This is a genomic window from Pseudomonas paralactis (assembly GCF_001439735.1).
Classification (GTDB): domain Bacteria; phylum Pseudomonadota; class Gammaproteobacteria; order Pseudomonadales; family Pseudomonadaceae; genus Aquipseudomonas; species Aquipseudomonas paralactis.
The window spans coordinates 274,496-293,191 of record NZ_JYLN01000001.1; the positions used below are offsets into that span (position 1 = coordinate 274,496).

Annotated in this window: 28 protein-coding genes; all 28 read right to left on the reverse strand. The window is 58.3% G+C overall.

The window, feature by feature from the left end; translation table 11 throughout:
• Window positions 1–9: 9 nt before the first annotated feature.
• The gene (locus TX23_RS01180) at window positions 10–477 is read right to left on the reverse strand and encodes a phage protein Gp13 family protein (RefSeq protein ID WP_044271500.1); all 468 of its coding nucleotides are present in this window, start codon (window positions 475–477) and stop codon (window positions 10–12) included.
• Window positions 464–2,806, reverse strand: a complete 2,343-nt coding sequence (locus TX23_RS01185) for a hypothetical protein (RefSeq protein ID WP_057700674.1) — start codon at window positions 2,804–2,806, stop codon at window positions 464–466. Before TX23_RS01185 ends, TX23_RS01180 begins: the two co-directional genes overlap by 14 nt.
• Entirely contained in the window at window positions 2,803–3,402 is a 600-nt protein-coding gene (locus TX23_RS01190; RefSeq protein ID WP_057700675.1) for a hypothetical protein, read from the reverse strand. Before TX23_RS01190 ends, TX23_RS01185 begins: the two co-directional genes overlap by 4 nt.
• A 59-nt stretch (window positions 3,403–3,461) precedes the next feature.
• Window positions 3,462–3,848, reverse strand: a complete 387-nt coding sequence (locus TX23_RS01195; protein ID WP_057700676.1) for a hypothetical protein — start codon at window positions 3,846–3,848, stop codon at window positions 3,462–3,464.
• On the reverse strand, window positions 3,841–4,233 hold the full coding sequence (locus TX23_RS01200) for a Bbp16 family capsid cement protein (protein ID WP_057700677.1): 393 nt from the start codon (window positions 4,231–4,233) through the stop codon (window positions 3,841–3,843). Before TX23_RS01200 ends, TX23_RS01195 begins: the two co-directional genes overlap by 8 nt.
• Window positions 4,234–4,270: 37 nt before the next feature.
• On the reverse strand, window positions 4,271–5,266 hold the full coding sequence (locus TX23_RS01205) for a major capsid protein (RefSeq protein WP_057700678.1): 996 nt from the start codon (window positions 5,264–5,266) through the stop codon (window positions 4,271–4,273).
• Between the two features lie 29 nt (window positions 5,267–5,295).
• Window positions 5,296–6,009 (reverse strand): hypothetical protein, encoded by a 714-nt coding sequence (locus TX23_RS01210; protein WP_057700679.1) that lies wholly within the window; start codon window positions 6,007–6,009, stop codon window positions 5,296–5,298.
• Complete coding sequence (locus tag TX23_RS01215; protein WP_057700680.1) at window positions 6,006–6,302, reverse strand: Bbp19 family protein; 297 nt, start codon at window positions 6,300–6,302, stop codon at window positions 6,006–6,008. The genes TX23_RS01210 and TX23_RS01215 overlap by 4 nt, the downstream gene beginning before the upstream one ends.
• Complete coding sequence (locus TX23_RS01220) at window positions 6,302–7,996, reverse strand: portal protein (RefSeq protein ID WP_057700681.1); 1,695 nt, start codon at window positions 7,994–7,996, stop codon at window positions 6,302–6,304. The genes TX23_RS01215 and TX23_RS01220 overlap by 1 nt, the downstream gene beginning before the upstream one ends.
• Window position 7,997: 1 nt before the next feature.
• Entirely contained in the window at window positions 7,998–8,351 is a 354-nt protein-coding gene (locus TX23_RS01225; protein ID WP_057700682.1) for a hypothetical protein, read from the reverse strand.
• Window positions 8,352–8,353: 2 nt separating this feature from the next.
• Window positions 8,354–9,814: a phage terminase large subunit family protein gene (locus TX23_RS01230; protein ID WP_244885936.1), complete on the reverse strand. Its 1,461-nt coding sequence runs from the start codon at window positions 9,812–9,814 to the stop codon at window positions 8,354–8,356.
• Entirely contained in the window at window positions 9,777–10,403 is a 627-nt protein-coding gene (locus tag TX23_RS01235; RefSeq protein ID WP_057700683.1) for a hypothetical protein, read from the reverse strand. Before TX23_RS01235 ends, TX23_RS01230 begins: the two co-directional genes overlap by 38 nt.
• Window positions 10,400–10,615, reverse strand: a complete 216-nt coding sequence (locus TX23_RS01240; RefSeq protein ID WP_057700684.1) for a hypothetical protein — start codon at window positions 10,613–10,615, stop codon at window positions 10,400–10,402. The genes TX23_RS01235 and TX23_RS01240 overlap by 4 nt, the downstream gene beginning before the upstream one ends.
• A complete protein-coding gene (locus TX23_RS01245; RefSeq protein WP_057700685.1) occupies window positions 10,612–11,088 on the reverse strand; it encodes a DUF2514 family protein in 477 nt (158 codons plus the stop codon). Before TX23_RS01245 ends, TX23_RS01240 begins: the two co-directional genes overlap by 4 nt.
• On the reverse strand, window positions 11,085–11,600 hold the full coding sequence (locus TX23_RS01250; RefSeq protein WP_057700686.1) for a glycoside hydrolase family protein: 516 nt from the start codon (window positions 11,598–11,600) through the stop codon (window positions 11,085–11,087). Before TX23_RS01250 ends, TX23_RS01245 begins: the two co-directional genes overlap by 4 nt.
• A complete protein-coding gene (locus TX23_RS01255) occupies window positions 11,597–11,848 on the reverse strand; it encodes a holin (RefSeq protein WP_057700687.1) in 252 nt (83 codons plus the stop codon). Before TX23_RS01255 ends, TX23_RS01250 begins: the two co-directional genes overlap by 4 nt.
• A 94-nt stretch (window positions 11,849–11,942) precedes the next feature.
• The gene (locus TX23_RS27935) at window positions 11,943–12,212 is read right to left on the reverse strand and encodes a hypothetical protein (RefSeq protein ID WP_157243890.1); all 270 of its coding nucleotides are present in this window, start codon (window positions 12,210–12,212) and stop codon (window positions 11,943–11,945) included.
• 224 nt (window positions 12,213–12,436) lie between these two features.
• Window positions 12,437–12,673, reverse strand: a complete 237-nt coding sequence (locus TX23_RS01265; RefSeq protein ID WP_057700689.1) for a hypothetical protein — start codon at window positions 12,671–12,673, stop codon at window positions 12,437–12,439.
• Between the two features lie 114 nt (window positions 12,674–12,787).
• Window positions 12,788–12,961 carry a hypothetical protein gene (locus TX23_RS27940; RefSeq protein WP_157243891.1) on the reverse strand — a complete coding sequence of 58 codons (174 nt, stop codon included), beginning with the start codon at window positions 12,959–12,961 and terminating at the stop codon, window positions 12,788–12,790.
• A gap of 179 nt (window positions 12,962–13,140) precedes the next feature.
• The gene (locus TX23_RS01270; protein WP_057700690.1) at window positions 13,141–13,527 is read right to left on the reverse strand and encodes an antiterminator Q family protein; all 387 of its coding nucleotides are present in this window, start codon (window positions 13,525–13,527) and stop codon (window positions 13,141–13,143) included.
• A complete protein-coding gene (locus TX23_RS01275; RefSeq protein WP_057700691.1) occupies window positions 13,524–13,808 on the reverse strand; it encodes a hypothetical protein in 285 nt (94 codons plus the stop codon). Before TX23_RS01275 ends, TX23_RS01270 begins: the two co-directional genes overlap by 4 nt.
• Window positions 13,801–15,171: a replicative DNA helicase gene (locus TX23_RS01280; protein ID WP_057700692.1), complete on the reverse strand. Its 1,371-nt coding sequence runs from the start codon at window positions 15,169–15,171 to the stop codon at window positions 13,801–13,803. Before TX23_RS01280 ends, TX23_RS01275 begins: the two co-directional genes overlap by 8 nt.
• A complete protein-coding gene (locus TX23_RS01285; protein ID WP_057700693.1) occupies window positions 15,168–15,947 on the reverse strand; it encodes an ATP-binding protein in 780 nt (259 codons plus the stop codon). Before TX23_RS01285 ends, TX23_RS01280 begins: the two co-directional genes overlap by 4 nt.
• Window positions 15,944–16,945 (reverse strand): hypothetical protein, encoded by a 1,002-nt coding sequence (locus TX23_RS26725; RefSeq protein ID WP_082629541.1) that lies wholly within the window; start codon window positions 16,943–16,945, stop codon window positions 15,944–15,946. Before TX23_RS26725 ends, TX23_RS01285 begins: the two co-directional genes overlap by 4 nt.
• The gene (locus TX23_RS01295) at window positions 16,945–17,181 is read right to left on the reverse strand and encodes a hypothetical protein (RefSeq protein WP_057700694.1); all 237 of its coding nucleotides are present in this window, start codon (window positions 17,179–17,181) and stop codon (window positions 16,945–16,947) included. The genes TX23_RS26725 and TX23_RS01295 overlap by 1 nt, the downstream gene beginning before the upstream one ends.
• Entirely contained in the window at window positions 17,178–17,759 is a 582-nt protein-coding gene (locus TX23_RS01300) for a hypothetical protein (RefSeq protein WP_057700695.1), read from the reverse strand. The genes TX23_RS01295 and TX23_RS01300 overlap by 4 nt, the downstream gene beginning before the upstream one ends.
• Complete coding sequence (locus TX23_RS01305; RefSeq protein WP_057700696.1) at window positions 17,756–18,208, reverse strand: hypothetical protein; 453 nt, start codon at window positions 18,206–18,208, stop codon at window positions 17,756–17,758. Before TX23_RS01305 ends, TX23_RS01300 begins: the two co-directional genes overlap by 4 nt.
• On the reverse strand, window positions 18,205–18,687 hold the full coding sequence (locus tag TX23_RS01310; protein WP_157243892.1) for a hypothetical protein: 483 nt from the start codon (window positions 18,685–18,687) through the stop codon (window positions 18,205–18,207). The genes TX23_RS01305 and TX23_RS01310 overlap by 4 nt, the downstream gene beginning before the upstream one ends.
• Window positions 18,688–18,696: the final 9 nt, after the last annotated feature.

An 18,696-nucleotide genomic window follows, 5' to 3' on the forward strand; every position in this document is an offset into this window, starting at 1 on the left:
AGCACATGGTTATTCCTCTCGGTTCAGGGTGAAGGGATAGAACGGCAGGCGCTTGGGCCCATACGGGACGGCCTCGCCGAAGTCGAAGCCAAGCCATTTCAGCCAGCGAATGGCCGAGGTGTTGCGGGCGTCGACGTAGTTGATGAGGTGGCGGTGCCGGGTCAGCATCCCTTGCACCTCGGGCTTGCAGACCTTGAGAAAGGCGCGGGCGTGGCGCTCGACGTGGGTGGTGCTGATCAGCCAGGGCACGCCGACCGATCCAAGAAGGCTGTGCACCGCATCCCCAAACACGGCGACGATGTGGCCGTTAACCACGATCTTGCGGGCGTTGAGGCTGTCGTTGATGCCGGACAGCAGCTCACGCTCCAGGGATACGCCGAGCCCTTCTACAATCTCGTCGATATCGGCCTGGCGCACGTCGCGCAGGATTACCGGGATATCCTCTGGCTCGATGGGCAAAACGTCAGCGACCGCCAATGGTCACCTCCGGAATCACCGCCAACACGGTCAGCGGCAGTGGGTCGGACTGTCGAATAAACACGCGCCCTTTGCCCTGCCAGTCGTTTGATATCGGGATGTCAGCCTGTCCTGTAAGTAACTCGATAGGCGACTCGTAGTCGTCCCGGTCGGTCTTGTGTTCGTACAGGTTCTTTTTGTCTTTGCCCGCAAAGATGCCCCGCGATTCCTCGACACGAACGGTCAGGCCAGTGACAGAGATTTTCTTATCGAGCACCGTCTCGTTGGCGTTTTTCAACTCAAGGTCGAGGGTTTCCATGTCGGAGATGTATTGCAGCCCTACGTGGGCGATGCCTGCGGCTTCCTGCAATGCAACGGAACCACCAGTAACCACGCGTTGGGGGTGTACGCTGCCGTCGGCCAGGATTGAAACGGTCTTACCTTCCAGGTGGCCCAGGCCGGACAGAGTTTTGACCTGGCGGGCCCAGGCAGATACGGCCACACCGCGCAGCGATACCGGGCAGATGATCAACAGCTTGACCGTAACTACGCTGGTGCTGGTGTAACCGACCACTTCAACGCGCACAATTTCCGTAGCCGGGTCGCCATTTTCGTCGGTCACCTGGCGCTTCAATGAGTAATCGGCGCCGATGCTCCCGACAGTGAACGGGGCATGACCGACCGCCGTCATGGTAACGACCTCGGGAAACTGCCAGGTTGTGCCGCCGGATAGGGTGAAGGTCTTGGCGGCGTCGGTGTTGCGCCCGTCATAGGTCAGGCCGCAGTCAACAAAGAAAGCGTCCTCGATGCTGGTTATCTGCCGGCTTTCCATGCGTTCTATGTAACGCTTCTGCACGCCGTTGATGTTGCGGCGCACCACCATGTACAACACATCTTCCTGGCCTTCGGGGATGCAGGCGATGGACTCGACGAAGCCGTCAGTGTCGTGCCAGTGCCAGCCCACCAACTGCTGTTCGGGAACGTAGGTCAGGCCCAGCAGCACACCGTCATCACGCACATACCAGACAATCGAGTCGGGCACCTTCTGGTAAGCAACGTTGGTCAGTTCCTTGCCCTTGAACAGGTGCGCGCTGAACAGCGTCAGATCGTCAGCGGCAAACCCGTCAGCATTCAGGGAGTAACCGAACGATGACACCCGGTTACCCCGTGCCTGGACGTACACCGCGCTATTGCCCACCACCACGGGCGGCACGATAGCTGTGCCGTCGTAGCCCTCTGGAACGGCCTGCACGGTCTTTGCCGACAAACCTGTGTCACCGCCCGAAATAGTGAACTCTGCGCCCGTGGTGAGCGCCAGCAGCTTGCGCAGCCCCAGCAGATGGCGAACCCGGTTCACCTTGTTACTGCTCAAAGTGAAGGTAATAGCGTCATCGTCCTTGTTGGGCACCGAGTAGCCGAAGTTCTTGAACAGGCCGGTCTTGCTCGTCCACACGGTCTGTGGCTGCAAATTGCTGCCGGCGAATATCAGGCGCTGCTGGTAATACACCACGGCGCCTGGGAAGTTACCCGCGCCGACAAAGGGGTCATTGCCGTTCGGTGGCGTGTCGGTCTTGACGGCCGTGATGTTCTGGTCCGTGAAGGTGGTGCCGGTGGCGCGCCCGATGAACCCATAGATCCCGGCGCCAGCGTTGTCCTTGTAGATGATGTAGTACGTTGCACCGGTGACAGCGGGCCAGGTGATGGCTGCCGACGCAATGTCTGTGTGGGTCGTGACTGGGTTTGAGGTAGTTGGCAGGGACTCATCCAAGGTGTTGCCGTCATCCAGCACAGCGGTGACTTGGTAACGCCAGGTCTGTGGGGTGCCTGTGCCGCCATTGCTTGTTGCGGTTACAGACGTTGGCGCGGCAATGCGCGGGGCCAGGTTGATTTCGGCGGTGGTCCAGTTGTCGTGTGCCAGACGGTTTAATTCACGTGGCTTGTACCCTGGCTGCGCGAACGTCATCACGTCGGCGGACTGGGTGTAATTCAGGGATGCAAGGTCATATTGCGTGTACGGCATGGCCAGTTCGAATGGCGTACCGATGTTGGGGCCGGCGCTGTACAGCACCTGGCCACCGTCCTTGATAACCCGCATGTTCAAGTCGCCAAACACGAGAATGTAGGTCTGCACGTCGTTGAACTGGAACGGGACCAGCCGGCAAAGCTTGGTCGAATCCTTGACCTCGGCCACCAGGCGCGTGCCAGCACGGTTACGCACGCCGCCGTATGGCATGACCATGAAGTTACGGCACAGCTTGAGGCCCGTGTAGTAGCGGGCGATATCGGTACGGGCGCTGGCAGATGGCGAAAGCTCGCCCGCCGCGAAGGTCGGCTGGAGTATTCCGCTCATGATCGCACCGTAATGAATTCAGATTCAGGCTCGGGATCGTCCTGGGATTCCTCAAAAGCAGAGCCCTCAGCGATGGTCAGCGCTATTTGGTATTGCTGGGCCGCGAACTGCTGTAGGTCAGGCTTGGAACTGAGCGGCAAAGCCAGGTCCATCGCCAGGCGCCAGGCCAGCGCGTCGGCAAATTGAGGGTCGAAGAACGTGGAGTCCTCGACCTTGAAGGTGAAGCGGCACGCAGCCTCTGGCTGATCGGTGTGAATCACCCGGCCGCCTGCGTCGTAACCAATTCTGTAGGGGATCTGCATATCGCTGGTGAGCGAGCGGCGAAACCCTGGCTGTACGATGTCACGCACTTGCAGGCAGTCGGCCGGGTACCGATAACGGTAGGCCCAGCCAGGAGCAGGGTTGCCCAGGCTTGCCAGTGCAACTACAGATTCCGCGAATGGCCAGGGAAACGCCTGCAACACCAGCTCACGCAGCGGGGCATAGAACACACGGCATAGTTCGGCCGCCTTGCTCTTTTCCGTGAACGAAACGATGGGCTGCGTGTGTTCAACACGCGACAGCGCGATGTTGCAAATCTCTACGTCGCTGGACATTCGGGAACCTCAGAAAAAGAAAAGGGCCCAGAAGGGCCCGTAAGGTGTATTGCTGGTGATCAGGCGTCTGGCAGTCCATTGCCGTTGGTGTTGTCTTGGCCCGCGCCGCCATCACCACCAGCGTCCTTCTGGATGGTTGGCACAACAACTTCGCCACCAGCATTCAGCCGGTCGGCTTCCACTTCCGCTTCCGCCTTGCTGCCGATGAACTCACCGACACGCTGGTCCTTGTCGTCTTTGATCACGTACTTGCCCGCAGCACCACGCGCAGCAACGTAGCCAAGGCCCAAGCCATCAGCGTCCTTCTGGATGGTTGGCGCCTTCGCAGCCCCAAACTCCTTGAGATTGCTGCCCGGGCTATCAATCTCCAGCACGACAGTTTCTTTGGGCTCATAGAGTCGGCCGTTGATAAACGACCGCTCAAGTACTTCATAGCGCTTAGGCATTGGTCTGCACTCCAGCAACGATGCCGGCGGTTACCTTGCCCAGTGTTGGGGCGGTGCCAGTCACGGTGTAATTGAGGCGCAGGAAGCGTTCAGTTTTCTGCGGCAGGGTGATGACGGGGGTCTGGTAACCCAGTTTCAGGTCGGCCAGGGGGACCACCACCGAATACAGTGAGCGAGCCGAGGAAAACGCCGAGTTGTCATCGGTCTGTAGCTCGATAGTGAGGCTGGTCAGGGTGTTGAACGCTTCAACAACCTGAATGACCAGGGGAATGTCACCGGCGCGACCTACGTCCTTGTTGTCGCCACGGTCGATGACGTCGGTCGAAGCTGCGGAGGCAGTGATTGCCTGGGCGTTCGACATGAGCAGCTTTGCGTCGAAAAGCATGATGGTCTCTCCTGAATAGGGGAAAGCCACGCAGTCGTTAGACTACGCGGGCTTCGGTGTTGAGGATGGCGTCGATACGCTTGATTGGGATGCCCAGGAACTCGGGGATCTTCTTGCCGCCGTACTCGCCCAGGGTGAGGTTGACGTTTTTGGAGTTCATCGCCTGTTTGTGCAACCACGACTGGATCGTGCGGTTGGCATAGATGATGGTCCGGCCCTCGCCCTGCTCCGGGTTGTCGATGCGGTACAGAGCATCAATCATCAGGTCAATGATGTTCGCGCCAGTCGCACCATCACGGGTCAACTGGGTGACATCGATGTTCGCGATACGGCTGTTTGCGCGCCAGTCACGGACGGACATACCGATATCCCACTTGAAGTGATCGCGGTACGCCTCGAAGTCGCCGCCGTTTTCAGCACGGGCGGTTTGCTGGCCCAGGAACTTGTGCTGAAAGCCCGCCACGCTGCCTTTCGGATACAGCAGGTGGGTAGACATCTCGCCCCAGGTCACAAACCAGATGGAGGTGTTGGTGGAGCCGGTGCCGCCCGCATCGACGATGTTGGCGCCCGACTCTGCCGACTTATCGTTGTAGCGCGGCGCCAGGCCCAAGAACGCCTGAGGCTCTGCCTGAGTGTTGCCGTAGATCATGTAACGGGCGGCTTTGTTGTTGAAGCCCTGCAACTTGGCCATGTTTTCGGAGGTGCGGAAAGCATCGGCGTTACCGCTCAGGTCAGCCAGCGCCTTATCGACTAGGCCGTAGTCTTCCATCATGCCGGTGGTATCCAACACGGGCACGGTGGTTGATTTGCTTGGCTGAATGCCTTGGTTGAACATGCGCCAAGTTGGCTCGGGGATACCGGAACGCATGGTGGTCTTGTGCTTGGAGCCGTCGTTGCACTCCTGGTACTCGGCGTCTTGAAGAATGTCGTTACGCTTAGCCATCAGCTCAACGATCTTCATGACCTTTTTGGTGCTGTCTTCCCTGCTGAACTTATCGATCAGGGTCGGCATGGTGGAGGTAAGGATGCCCATCTGTGTATCTCCTACGGTTTATGAATGCCTTAGCTGAAGGCGTCAACAATGGTCATTTCTTTGGGTGCATTGGTCTGACTACCCGGCAAGACGAACTTGTCCTCCGAGATAGCCGCGCTGATGCGGTGGCAGAACTTGAACAGCGCCGGGTGGTTGCCCAGCCCGGAGGTATTCAGCAACTCGGTCAATGCCGGGTCACCGAAGGACTGAATGACCTTGATAGCGCTGGCTACGCTCTTGTCGTAGTTCTCACCGCCAATTTCAGGGTCGTTCTTTATTTCAGCGGCCCAGTCCTGGGCCTGCTTGGTGACGGCGGTTTGGTATGCCTCGGCCTGCTTGCTCGCCAGTTGCGATTGGAAGTCGATGAGTTGCTGGGCCTTGACCTGAGGGATGTTCAGTTCCTTGGCCAGGTTCTTGAACTCGCCCAGGATTTCCACATCCATCTCCATGCCTTCTGGCAGGGTGAAGTCCTCGTAGACTTCGGGCGCGCTGGTTTCGGCCTTGAGCTTCGCGGCTGCATCGGCGTCTTGCTGGATCTGCTCAGGGGTTTTGGTTTCGGCTTCGGTTGCGGCTGTCTCGGTTGCTGCTGTAGCTGCGGCAGGCGTCAGAGTGGTGGTGGTCGTTGCCGCCTCGGCGGCTGTCTCGGTGGTGGACGCCGCAGCAGTCTCACCACCACCAGTAGTGCTTGCTTCCGCCTCGCTCATGTACACGCGGCCAAGCAGCTTCATCATCAAAGGGCTCATTCATCTGTCTCCTGGGGTTGTTCAGCAATCGGCTTTGGCGCGTTCTCGGCAGCCATGACCGCGTACAGCGATGGGGTCAGGTCGTTGACCTGGCTCAAAAGAAGAAGGCCAACATTGCGTTGGCCTTCGTTGAAGTTCGTGATTGCGTCGGTGGGGCCTATTGAGCCCTGGAAAATCCTGCAATGGCCCAGGGTTCGCCACATGAAGCGGCGCCCTCGGCTGTCGCCCATCAGCCACTTGAAGTCGGCGACGTCCTGCAATTCCTGCTCGGTGGGCTCCTGTCGTTCGGTCATCACATCGCCCCTACAAGCGCGGTTAGGGCGTTATCCCCTCCCGTGTCGGTCTGGCTAAGCGCCTGGGCGCCCTGGATGACGCTTCCCAGCTCCTGCTGCATCTGCTGGTTTTGTTGCGCCTGGGCACGCTGCTCGCGGATCTGAGCAACCATGTCATCAGCCCGTACCAGCGTTGGGGGCACGCCGATCAGTTCGAAGTACTGGCGCATTGCTTCGTCGGAGTCGAGCAGGTCCAGCGCTTCAGTGCTTTGGGTGACGGTGGCCACGGTGCCGGCGAAACCAATAGCGCGCTCGATGCTGGATACGCCAATGGCCTTCTGTGCCTGAGCCAGGATGCTGGTGAACTCGATGCGCAGATCCATGTTCGCCAGTTCTTTCGGTGGCGGCGGCAACAGTGGCGCACCCGGCAACATGCCAGTCCAGCGCGGAATCGATTGCTCCAGCATCTGGTTGAAGTACATATCAACCAGCGGGTCTAACAGGTCATCGGTCTGGCGCTCCAGCACTGGGCCGAGCATCAGCAACTTTTCTTCCTTGCGGGTGGCAATCTCGTACGCGGTGCGCACGCTGTCCATTTGGCTGATCATCAGGAACAGATCGACGAAGAACGCGGTGTCGATGATCGAGCTGTCAGCGGCAATCTCACCACGCAATTGGCCGAGCCATGCAGGCTGAACCTCATACAGCGGGGCGAACTTGGCCCCAACCTGCATATCGTTCAGGTAGGTGATGCTGCCCGGCAGGATCGAGGCGCGTTGATTCTTGAGGCTGGCCGGCGCTCCCATTGGCGGGCGCACGCCCTTCTCCAGCAGTTCGGCCTTACGGCGCTCCATCAGCTGGATGGCCTTGGTGGTGCCGATACACGTAGAGCCGGGGCCTGAGCCATACACATCCTCGCCTAGCACGTCCCAGCGCGGCGCCATGACCGGGAACACCTTGAACCCGGATTCACGCAGCATCGAATCCTTGTCGCCGCTCTTCTCCCAGTACACCGACCGGAACGGCATGTTGGTGTTGTCCTTGCGGCCCTTCTCGCGGGTGTCGTTGGGTTCGATGCCGTGGCAGATATCAACCCAGGCGTCTGGCTTGCTGCTCAGCAGGTTCCGCGCCGTGAGGCTCATCTTGTCTTTGCCGAACTGCTGCTCCATCTGGCGGGCAGTCATGCGGAAATCACGGTAGAGCGTGTCCACCTGGTTGCGGCTGTTGTTGGCGAGCATGTAACTGCCGATAGCCAGGGGGTACGAACGCAACAAATCGCTATCGTCCGGCATCACCACCATAGGCGCGGTACCGAAAATGCCTTCTTCGCTGTAGCGGTTGGGCAGAACGCTGTACAGGTTCGACCTGGCCATGACTTCGCGCATCGACTTCTCGGCCGCGTACAGCCAATCCTTGACCGGGCCGTACTCCATCAGGCCAGGATCTGGCGTACCGAACTTCACCCAGGGCGATGCAGGGTTGGTCATGCCAGTGTGCATACCAGCGCCAAGCGTGCGAGACGCAAACGTCGCTTGCGGGTTGATGATCTTCTGATCACGGCGCTTGCCGTCGTTGGTGTCGGTGTTGTTCCAGCGACCAGATCGCGGACTGATGAAGTCGCCCAGCTCTTTCCAGTCAGGCAGCCAGTTGCTGTCGCGCTCGCTCTTGAGAGCGGTGTAGCGCTTCTCGCAGCGTTCGCGCAGGGAGTCGGCCAACTTACACCCCCAACAGCGTTTTCTGGCTGGTGTTGGCACCGCCAAGCACGCCAGACGAACCGGTCAAGATGGTGCCGTTCTGGCCGGATTGGGCCAGGCGGCGCTTGCGTTCAGCCTCTACAGCGGCCTGCACTGAGTCGCTGGAGGTGGTGGGCGCAGCACCTGGTGACGTTGAGCCCGCCGCTTCGGCTGCTGCCTTTGCCGCTGCCTTCTCGCGCTCGGCCTTGTTGAACATGCCAGTGTTCTCGCCAAACATGTTCGGCAGGCCCAGCCCTTCTAGGATGACGTCGCCGCCGCGCAAGGGGTCGAGCTTGACCACCTTGTTCACAAGTTTTTTGATTCCGCGTCCACACATGGTCAGTTACTCGCGTAAGGGTCGTATTCGGATTGAAATTTGCCTGAGTCATTTGTCTCAAGCTGCCAGCGCTGCTGCCCGTGGCGGCGCATCATGTAGGCGTAACGAACGGCAGAAAGAATGTCGTCGTTGAGCTTTACGATCTTTCCGTTCTCGTCGCGGTGATAACTCATCTTCTCGTCGAAGAAGTCCGCCAGGTGTGAGAACACCTTGAAGCGGCCCGTGGTCATGCGCTCGTAGAGCTCAACAAGGCCAATTTCCACCCCAACACCGCCGTCAGCCCAGGTAGCGTGCACATCGAGCATTTGCCAGCCTGCGTCCACATAGGCTTTCTTCTGCTGCTCACCCGAAGATTTCTCAGACTGCAATCCATCAGAAGGCCATGCGGTTGGGATTCCTGCGGCCCAAGCCTTGACCGTGCCCCACACCGTCGATGGTGTGACGCGGGACTTCTTCCAGGCATGGGCCAGATAGATAACGTCCGACTCAATGTCGATCCATAACTGGATGTGCGCCTGCGGGTGATCCCAGCCGAAGTCCATACCGTTGATGACGTAGAAGTGCGGCGGACATGGGAACGCCTGGCACTTAATATCCTCATCAGAGAAGTCGAATATCAACCCAGTGCCGAGCAACGGAAGCCCCTTGGAACGCATGTCGCGCTGCCACTCGGGGTACATGCCCAGCAACTTGCGCTGCGTGTCAGCGGTCAAGTGCGGTGCATCGGCCCAGGTGGCGCGCTGGATGTATTGGCCCTCGGCCGGGCAGTCCATGAACTGAACAACCAGTTCGGTGCGCCCGTTCTCGGGGGTGAAGGTCAAAATGCCGCGACCACCTCGGCCACCGTCACCAGTCGCGGTACGGGTCAGCACTTGCGGGTAGATCGCTTTGTCGCGGGGCTCTTCATCGATGTGGTACCAGTCGACGCTGTCGCCCATGATTGCGTGCTGGCCCTGGCTGTAGGACCAGAACTGCACTGTGGATTGACTGCCGGACTTGTGCCGGACGGTGATCTGTCGCATGGCCCCGGATGTACCGGTGGCGGACAGATGCGCAATGATTCGGTCAGCGGGGATTAACCCACCAGTCCACTTGCCCCCCTCCAGCGTGCCGAACAAAGGCGTTTGGAGCAGGTCACGGGTTTTCTCCATCGAGAACCCCAGCAGCCAGCACATCGGCGCGTGGTCGAATGCGTGGCCGCCCCAGTCCTCGGGGTAATCGCCCAGCAGGTGCATGGCATCGATGGTCAACCCGGTGCGGGTCTTGCCCACCCGGTTGGCCGCCATCAACATGCATGACGTGTGATCGGCCGTCGCCTTTACGAACTTGTGCTGCCACTCATACAGCGTGTCGAACTGGAGTAGGTGACGCCTCTGTGCATCCCGGCGCGCCTTTTCCTCCAGCAACGCCAATAGCTCAAGCTTGTCAGCCCTGGCCTGCGAGCTTGGCGATTCTGCGATCAAGTTCTTCTTCCGTCAGTTGGCTGCGGTCATCGCCTGGCTTCTCGGCGCCAACGTCATAAGCCTGACGCTCAAGAGCAATCAGGTTCTTCAACGTTTCGGCCAGTTCCTTCATGGTCTTGGTGCGGGCCGGCAGATCAATGACCTTCATGTACAAGTCGTTGCGCTTGTCCTGGCCCTTGTCATCCTCATCACGCAGCAACTCTCCCAACCGGTCGAACAGGTCGCGGTTGTCGGTCAACCCTTCCAGTTCATCCAACAGCTTGTTGGCCAGGCGACGTGAGCGGCCAATGTCAGTCCGGTGGGCAATGCGAATGTTTGCAATGACCTGGGCATTGGCTTCAACGATCCCGCGTTCGGTTGCCAGTGCCTGCGTGGAAACCTCTTTGGAAACCTCGGCTTTGGAAACCAACGAATCAGCCTTGGCCTGGATCTTGGCTTTCAGGTCTCTATCCCAGCTAGCAGCCTTGGCCCGCTTATTGATTGCGGTATGGGATACGCCACACGTTGCGGCGATTTCACGCACTGAAAGCAGGCCGGCACGGTAGAGCTGTTCAATACGCTCCCAGTCGGTTGGCTGCTTATCGGTCATTGCCCACCTACCAGCGCAGGCTTATCGGTGGATGGATCATCTTCCACGACTGGGGCAGTCACAACAGGGACAACCTTGAGCCAGTCGAACGCGCCGAAGATGGCCACAACTGCACCACCCTCACCAATAAGGCGCAGATCCTCGCCCTGGGTGAACGTGACAGCCAGCACTTCGTGGACTTCGCCGGCGGACTTGACTTGATACTTGGTCATTGGGATGCCCTCATGGCGTCGTAGGAGCGTTCACAGGCGAATCCGGCCCGGCGACTTGCGTCAAGCGCTGCTGCCAGTTCGCCCGCATGGTTGTCAGCTTCTGTGCGCAGCTGGGCGAGCAAATCTGTAAGGTCGTCGATTGTCTTGCCTCTTGCGGTAAGGCGGGCACGGAGGGTGGCGCGGTCGGCAAGCAGCTTGGTTTGTTGCTCGCGCAGGCTGACACCCACAGCAACAAGCTCAGCAGCGTGAGCGTCATCGCTGATCTTTTGATTGGCTGCATCGGTGCGTACCTGGTCAATAATTCGTTGGTGTTGCTGTTCGGTCTGGCGGGCCTTCTCGCTGGCTTCCTGGGCCTGGGTGGCGATGCTGGCTACGTACTGCGTGTGATCGGTCTGCGCGCTGTCCAGGCGGTGCGTCTGGATTCCCGCCACGATCACCAGCAGCACAATGGCGGCGATCAGGCAGCGAGTCATTGCGCTGCCATGCACTTAGCGTGGCGCCCAAGCTGGCGAGTCCATACGCCGGCGCAGCGCTTGTTACCCGGCGTGGAGCAGTCGAAGCCGGCGGCGAACTTGTACTTGAGCAGGTCATTGCAAGCCTGGGCGTAGTTGCCGGCCAGCAGGTCGCGGCGGGGCGAACCCTTGAGCCAGGTGCCAATTCCGTACTGGCCAACGAAGTCCATGTAGATATCGAATTCGTCCTGGTGCAGCTTCACGCCCGGGAGCGATGCGGCGAACTGCTTTTCCGCCTGGCTGTTCAGATTGCGGGCCAGGACTTCGGCTCGGGCCCGGGTGATGGTGTCGCCCATGCGGACTGGCTGGCCGTCTTCATAGCGGGTGGAGCCGTGGCCGATGGTGGGAACGTCGCCCTTGGTGGGGATCACTGCGACAGGGGTGAACCCTTCACTTGCCTGCCAGGTGGCAAAGCCGGCGGCGCTCAGGCTCAACACCGTTACGGCGATGCGCTGGCGCAGTAGCGGGCTCACAGCTTGCACTGCTCGCGCATCACACGGATGCGCTCCTGGCTTTCAATGGTCTCCCGGCGATCACGGCGGATCTGAAAGTAAGCGCTGATCACCAGGCCCAGCACCGCGACCAGCACGCCAGATAGGCCAATCCAGTTCACCTGGGAAAGCCAGCCCGCAACCCCTGTCACCGTTCCTACGACCAAACCTTTGTTGGCAACAGGAATAATCACAGCCTCTACGATGCTCTCGGGCGATGGGTTGGCCATGCTGTTTCTGCTCCTGCCTGGGGCGTCCATACGGGCCTCCAGTAACGAAAAAGCCCCGGCAAATGCCAGGGCCCGTGTGTATTGAAAATATCGATTATTTAGAATGTGTCAGCGTTACTGAATCCAGGTACTCATGGCCAGCCCAAGTCATTTGAATCAGATTTCCAGAACCGATGGAAAGAAAGCCGGCGTCCGCGCAACGATTCAACAGATACACAAGTTGATCTTCGGTGAGCGCTTGATCTGGATTGCCGCTGGACTCTTCCCACTTCGGCACCAAGTCAATCAGATAAATGCCGCTATGATCCGCATGAGCCTGAACCATATCCAACAGATGTTTAACCAAACTGAGATCGCGACGCATACCAAAATCCTTTTGAAATAGGGACGCTAGTAATAGCACAACGAAATCCAGCAAACAAAAAGCCCGACTCAGTGGTCGGGCTTGAGAGTTGGTGGCGAATATCTGTGTCGAACAATCATCATTTCCAGCGGCCCGGGGTTCAAAGCCCGTTACCTCCGGCAAAGCACGACGCGCGCCACCATTACAAACAAAGAGCCCCACATCACGCGGGGCAGTTCAGATAATCATTCCTGTTGGTAATGCAAAAACGGATTGCTCTTCAAGCCTTCCGCAAGTTCGATAGTATCGAGATAGTCATAACCGGCGGATGTGACCCTCACGATCGAGGCGACGCCTCCAAAGCTATCCAGCGTTACGTACCCCAAGTCTCCCAGTATGCGCATATGCCCTTCTATGACCATTTCCTGCCACTGCTCCTGATGATCACTATCGAGCGAGCTGTATAGCTGCTCACGGGTCATATGAAGATTCCATTCTGAGGTTCCGTTTACGCAAAAATCCATGATCGCGTGAAGTAGTGTTTTGCTTCTATGCATATCAACCTCGACAGTGCTGGGTGCGCAGCTTATGCGATCTCAGCGGGAGGCTGCGATTCTGGCGATTTCGGTAAGTGCAGCTTCCAGCGCTGCATCGTCGACCCCTAATTTCTTAAGGGTTTCGGATGGGTTAGCAGTCAGGGGGGCTAAAGCTTTCAGCGTGTCAAAGGACACAGTAGCTGCGGGCTTACCCTGCTCATCGAAAAATTCCATCATAGCGACTCCTTCCTTACGAATTCTTAAAGCCCAGAACATCTGGCGCTTTGCCATCCTAGAGGATAAAGCAAAAAAAATCCCGACTCGACGGCCGGGATTCTTCTATCTGGTGTCGCGCTGGAACAGCTAAACACGCTGCCATGAAAACAGGTCGGCATCCGGCATGAAAGGACTATTTATGCGGCTTCGCTCATCCCTTGCAATACCCCGTCAATCCACCCAACTCCGGCCTTGATTATTTCCCTTGCAGAGCGCTCTGACATCTTGCCCGACTCACCTATCCGCACCATCGTCCACTTGGCTCCGAAATAGAGCCAGAGAAACAGCCCCATCTGCTCGTTACGGCGCGTCAGCTTGGCCATCGCGGAATCAACCGCGAGTGCCAGGTCATCAGTGATCACATAGCTGGCGGTACTCGGCATTTGGACATTGTCCCGCATCAGCGCGAGCAGCGGCGAGACGTAGCGCGGCACGCCCATCCCGTCCATCCGCCACCAACCCCACTGTTCCAGCAGGTATTCCGTATCGCCCAGCGGCTTGTCGACGTAGGTGCGCTTTTTCATGCGGCTTTCCTCGGGGTTGGTTCATCCATGCCGAACAGTTCTCGGAGCAGCTTGTCAGCGATCTTGTTCTTGGCATTGCCTTCAAAGATCCAAAGACGAGCGAACGCCTCAAACCCCAGGACTGACCGTGAAGCGTGCCAGTCGGCAATGATGTCCATGAACGCTGCAGATCCAATCCGGCCATTGGCCTTTTCCAGCAACAGACGATTGCCGGCCTTCAGGAACTTACACTCAACCGGGGTCATGCTCTTGCGCGGTGACGCCGCGGTGACGTTATTCATGGCTTTTGTTCCCCTTGAATTTGCTGGCAAAGCTTCGGCCCATCTCCACCTCTTCGTTGCTCGGTGTACGCCCCTCGAAGTCGACAAAGCGAACATACTCCCCCTGTTGCTGGACCATGCAGGAGCCCACGCGCGCATGACGGACCTTGCCCACGATCAACTCGGTTACACCGTTTTGGCCCTCCTCGCTCTCCATATCGCGATGAACCAAGATCACCACGTCAGCATCCTGCTCGATCTGACCGGAGTCGCGGATATCGCTGGGGCGCGGTCGTTTATCCGGGCGATTGGTTGAACCACGGTTGAGCTGAGCCAACACAATCACAGGAATCTTGAGCTCCTTGGCCAAGTTCTTCAGTGCAGTGGAGATCTTCCCGACCTCAAGGGAACGGTTCGAGCTGCTCTCGGCGCTGATCAGTTGGATGTAATCGATCAGCAGTACACTCAACCCCTCCCGACGCTGGCACTGGCGGGCGATCGAACGTATACGCGCCACGGTCATGCCGGCCTGGTCGTTGACGTACAGCTTGGCACCCTTGAGGACGTTGGCGGCGCTGGTGAGCTTCGGCCAGTCATCGTCTTGAAGGTCACCGCTATCGAGCGCGCTTAGATTGATCCCCCCAAGAGACGCCAGGCCGCGCGTAACGAGTTCCTCCTTGGTCATCTCCATGGAGAACGCTAAACCGGCCCCAGCGAGCTTGCAGGTGACGTGCTGGGCGATTTGTAAGCCTAGGATGGTCTTGCCTGAACCGGTCAGCCCGCCAACAACGATCATGTTCCCAGGCCGTAACCCCCGCACCAACTCATCCAGCTTCTCAAGGCCTGTGGATAGGCCTGTAGGCATAGTCTTGTTAAATTTCGAGTCAATGGTGTCGATCACCGCGGGCAGAATTTCGCTGGCTTTGTAGTAATCCTGCTGCCCATCGTCGTCCAGGTCGCGCAGATCTGCCGTGGCCTGCTGGGCCATGGCGATAACCTCGGAGAGTGGGCGCTCCTCGTTGGCCGTGTCGTTGATCACATACGCGGCGTTCACAATCTGACGTAACACCGCCCGCTCCCGAACAATACGGGCGTAGGCCTTCCAGTTGGCGGCGCTGGGTACATTCATGGCGACCTCGCCCGCGTGAGCCAGGGTCGACTTGCCACTGGGCAGGCGCTGGCGGCAATCGCTCAAGGTGACAACGTCGATGGGAACACCGGCGGCGTGGCAATCAATCATCACCTGGTAAAGCGCAGCGCTCTCCAGATCATGGAAATCGGACACGTCCACCTTACTGCTGATCTCGTCGAACAACTCGGGCTTGAGCAACACCGCCCCAAGGATGCCGAACTCGGCCTCATCACTGAATAGTTCGCGGCTCATACGTCACCCCGGGCTGAAGGCCAGTTGAATAACACTGCAGGACCACCGGCATCGCTGAGCCGGTCCACTGCTCGATCTCCCAGGCATTTACGCAAACCGAGAATGCCCAGGTTGGAAATCACGATGGTGGGTTGCAGTCGCTCGTAGCGGTTGTTGATCACCTCGAACAACACCTGACGCTCGAAGTCGCTTCCGTGCTGAACGCCGATTTCATCGATCACCAGCAGATCGGGAACCTGCAGTGCGCTGAACACTTGGTGCTCAGTTGATTCTGCGGTCTTGCTGAACGTTGCCTTCACATCACGAATGATCGCCAGGGCGGACGTATACCGGGCATGGGCGCCGTGGTGACGGATGACGTGCTGCGCCACCGCACAACCCAGGTGTGTCTTGCCGGTACCGACCTCTCCCAGAAGCATCATCGAGAGCCCGGCCTGCCAGTGCACGTCGAACCGTTCCGCGTATTCCCTGCATTGGCGAAGAGCAACGGCCTGGGGTTCTGGCTTGCTGTCCGTCCGGTAGTTTTCCAGCGTCGCAGCCCGGAACCGTGGAGGGATACCTGACGCGATCAGATCCGCATTGAGCTGACGAGCAAACTGCACGTCCCGGGCAGCGGTGGCGACGGTTTCGTCAGTGGAATGCCGTGCATCGAAGTGACAGCGCGGGCAGCCGTTCCACTGTGCATCACCGATAAACGACTCAACGAGACTGTTTTCAAACGTGCCGTGCTCGACGCAACGGCTGATAGTGGTGTTGATGATTGCTGGTTTGATCATGGTCGGGCTACTCGATACGTACCATCGGGCTGACGTTCAAGCCCGATGGTGTGGTCAATTTTGTCGAGGTCCACGTGATGGGACTGCTCGGTGTTCGCCAGGATTTCGTCTTCCCAACATCGGCCGTTGAGCCAGGTCGCCGGAAGCGGGATGTACTGCCCGCCGTCCCTGATCCAGTCGGGTCTCAGCCGGTGGTTTGCCAGTGCAGCAAGCAGGGTTTCGCGCAATCCGGCGTCAGGTTTGAGTTTCTTCCAGGCCGACTCAGCTTTTGGCCGATTTTGGCGTCGCGGGTACAACCGATAGAACTGATCGAAGCCGTCCAACAGATCCGTAGCGGCGGGTTTGATATTTCGCTTCGGCTTGGGATCTGCCAGAGCGGGTTGATCAGGTGCGCGCTGCTCCTGCCCATTTGCTCCAGCTTGAGATTCCAACGGCGCGTCGTCCGGTGGAGCATCGCGACGATGGACATGCTCTTGATCTTGTTCTTCTCCTTTCCTATTACCCTTCCCTTCCCTTCCGGGGTCGAGGACTAGCAGAGGATTCGACGAGGCCTCTACGAGCGGTGGTCGAATGTTCGTAGAGGATTCACCGACGGAATCACCTACAGGCCCCGGTTTCTGGTTGTCATCAGTGTCAGCCCCTAAAAGTGGCGGACTGGACACCACCAGGGACTGGACAAACTCCGGGTACTTGAAGGTTGGCTTATCGATCCTTTGATGCTCCCACCCGCAGACATGCAAATATCGCTTGCCAGAGTGCTCGTAGAAGGCCAAAAGACCGTTCGACGACAGCTCGTCGAGCATTCGACGAATACTCGACGAGCTGATTTCGTCACCGGGAAAAACCCGGGCCTTGATGGTTTTCTCCGAGTCAGGATGATTGCCGCCATCGTCACAAAAATTCCAAATGCCAATGAACAGCAGGCGGGTCAGAGGCTGACACTCCATAACCTGTTCACTGCTCCAGAACTCTGGCTTGATCGTCCTAATGCGCGCCATCAGATATCCAGCTCCTCTGTCACGCGACGGATGAAGGCATCGTAGGTTTCAGCCATCCCGAAACCCTGGCGCTCCAGCGACTCGCGGTAGGCCTTGGCGCTGCCGTAAAGCACCCAGCGCTCGCGCTCTGGAAGCGTTCGGAAGTTACCGTAGGTTGGCCAGGGGCCGGCGATGGTGCAGGTCGTTGAAGGTTTAATTACGGGGATTCCCGCAGTTGATTCCAGTGAAGTGATCATTGCAGCGTCTCCCCATGCTTGCGGCACATCCCGGCACCCATGGTTTCCATTGAGCCGCCAGACAGGCGCAACACCAGCAGGCACAGTGCTGTGGTGGAGTCAATTGAGAGCGTGCGAGCCTCGTCCAACGCCAAAGCCTGCGGTGAGTGGTCCATGATCAGAACTCGAACGCGATCGCTGTAGTTGAACGCCGCGCAAGCCAGTTGTTGGTCCGTCAGGCCAGTGAATGCCTCATCCGGTAGGCACTCACCAGGGAACACGACGACGGGAATGCTGTTTTCTGGTCGCGGCTTCCCCTCCAGCAAGTGGCGGCTCATTGCCTCAAAGTGATCCTGGGCCACTTGCCTCGCGTCGTGACCAGTCCTACGCCTGAACAACACCATGAGTGCGTAGTAGGCTCGGTACAGGTCAAGATGAGTGTCGTCCTCTTTCTCAATGGAGTACTCCGGCTCGTCGATGACGTCCAGCGCGTCCTTGACGACCTCGAAACACTTCAGCAACAGCGCGGCATCGGGATATTTCTCGAAGTGCGCTTCGTTGATGACGGTGACAGGTACCTCTTGGGATATTTCGCTCATGGGTATGCCCTCCCGATTGCAGATTGGTGAAGTGGGATATAGGCAAACTCATCAAAGTCGGGCTCGTACTTGGCATGCTCAAGCATTGAAGCCATATGACTGAGGGGCATTGCAGCGCGATGCTGTTGCACAAAGGCAACCAAGAAGGCGCGGCCAGGCGAAGGCTCGTTCGCGCACATATCAATCAACGCCTTTATGCGCTGAGTCTGCTCGGTAAACTGCCTATGCTTTTGGTACCCGCGGGCCTCTTCTGGTGGGTTGGCGAGTGTATGGAGTTTTGTTATTCGGCCAAGCAGGTCACGACCGAGAGTCTCGAGCAGGTCACGAGCAACTCGCTCATCAGTGAGCCCAAGGCCGAAGCCGTACACACCACGCCCGTCGAAAACCTCAACCTGGTAGAAAGGTTTTTTGTTGAAGCCTGGACTCTTAGAGTCAATGACCTGGTTCATGGCCGAACCTCCGAGAGATTCGGCGCCACGCTTTCTGCCTGGCTGTTTTGTGGCGCGTAACTTTCATACGGACCGAACTGACCAAGACGAGCCAGGAACTCGTGCCCGGGACGCTCAGCCGATCGAACTGACTGGATCATGTCTGTTACGCGGTCGTTCATCCGGAGGAAGTTTTCGAATCCTTTTGCCCAGCCTGCTACCCACGAAATACGAACAGGGTAAGGGGCTACTTCCGGCTCGAGCATCGCCTTCAGCTCTAATGCCAGACACTCATCCAGCACGCCGGGGTAGGTTTGTTTTAATCCCGCGTCCTCATAAACAACTTGAACCTCGTAGTAGGTAAAGCCTGCCCGCTCATCAAAAGGCTGCACCGTAGGCGTGATTGACACGCTCTTGGGCACACTGACCAGCCGGGGTTTAGATTGAATGCGCTCAGTAACAGGCGACCGAACTTGTTTACTACGAATTGCATGTGCCATGATTGATAC